At 69.5% G+C, this 1,468-nt stretch carries 1 protein-coding gene; it reads right to left on the minus strand.

All coding sequences use genetic code 11. The features are described 5' to 3' along the window. Window positions 1–6 precede the first annotated feature (6 nt). Window positions 7–1,386: a cryptochrome/photolyase family protein gene (locus B4E30_RS08005; protein WP_286794579.1), complete on the minus strand. Its 1,380-nt coding sequence runs from the start codon at window positions 1,384–1,386 to the stop codon at window positions 7–9. Window positions 1,387–1,468 lie beyond the last annotated feature (82 nt).

The raw sequence follows: 1,468 nt of genomic DNA on the forward strand, positions 1-1,468 counted from the left end.
GCGCGTTCAGCGGGAGCGCTTGACCACGTCGAACGCGTCGAGCGCCCTCTTGCGCGTCTCCTTGAGGTCGACCATCGGTTCGGCCGGCTCGTCGTCCGTGTCATCGGCGTACTCCGGCGCCCACTCGCGCACGTACTGCCCTGTCTTGTCGAACTTGTCCGCCTGCAGTTCGGGGTTGAACACCCGGAAGAACGGTGCCGCATCAGCCCCGGATCCGGCCACCCACTGCCAGTTGAACGGGTTGTTGGCCGCATCCGCGTCGACGAGGGTGTCCCAGAACCACTCCTCGCCGTGTCGCCAGTCGATGAGCAGGTTCTTGATGAGGAAGGATGCGGTCACCATGCGCACGCGGTTGTGCATGTATCCCGACGCCCACAGCTCCTTCATGCCGGCGTCGACCATGCGGAATCCCGTACGGCCCTGCTGCCACGCTTCGAGATTCGTCGGCTTCAGGCGAGGCCAGGGGAACGCGTCGTACTCCGATCGCAGGTTCTTGTCGGCGAGTTTCGGGAAGTGGTAGAGCGTGTGCCACGCGAACTCCCGCCATCCCACCTCCGACAGGAACCCGTGAGCGGATGCGGCGTGCGCACCCGAGCCGGCGTTCTCGAGTGTGTCGTGCCAGATCGTGTAGGGACTCAGCTCTCCCCATCTCAGCCGCGGAGACAGCAGCGACGTCGCGCCGGCGGCCGGCTCGTCGCGGGCGGCGTCGTAGGATCCGAGATCGTCGTCGAGGAACTCGCGCAGCCGTCGTCTCGCCGCCAGCTCGCCCGGCTCCCACCGCTCGCGCAGGCCACCCGCCCAGTCCGGCCGCGTGGGGAGGAGCTCCCAGTCGTCGAGATCGTCGGATGCCGGGGCGCGGCCCGGTCCTGGCACGTCGCGCGGCTCCGGGAGCGGCTTGCGCGGCGCGGGCATCTCCTGACACGCGTTCCAGAACGGCGTGTAGACGGAGAAGTGCTTTCCGGCCCCCGTCGTCACCGTCCACGGCTCGAACAGCACGTTCGCCGCGAATGACGCGACCTCCACGCCGCCGTCGCGCAGGTCGGCCTTGAGGTCGGCGTCGATGTCCCGCTCCGGGCCGCCGTAGCGTCGGTTCCAGAACACCGCACCGGCTCCGATCTCGTCGGCCAGGTCGCGGATCACGCGACCGGCCGCTCCGCGACGGAGGATGAGCGCCGATCCCCGGTCGGCGAGGCGGTCCCGAAGCTCCGCGAGGCTGTGATGCAGCCACCATCGGGCCGCGCCGCCGAGAGGCCTGACCCCGTCGGACTCCTCGTCGAGCACGTAGACGCACACGATCGGTTCGTTGCGGTCGAGGGCCGCGCGCAGAGCCGGGTGATCGGCGAGGCGCAGATCGTCACGGAACCAGACGAGGGAGGGGCTTGCCATGCCCCGACGCTAGCGTCGCCGGGCGAATCGCTCCGGCGTCTTGACAGCCCGCAGGTTCGGGCCCTGCCGGAGCGCTGCTGAC

Source organism: Microbacterium sp. UBA3394, from assembly GCF_002358725.1.
Classification (GTDB): Bacteria; Actinomycetota; Actinomycetes; order Actinomycetales; family Microbacteriaceae; genus Microbacterium; species Microbacterium luteum.

Coding starts and splice junctions, on each gene's coding strand:
- B4E30_RS08005 (WP_286794579.1), bottom strand. CDS start 1,386: ATGGCAAGCCCCTCCCTCGTCTGGTTCCGTGACGATCTGCGCCTCGCC.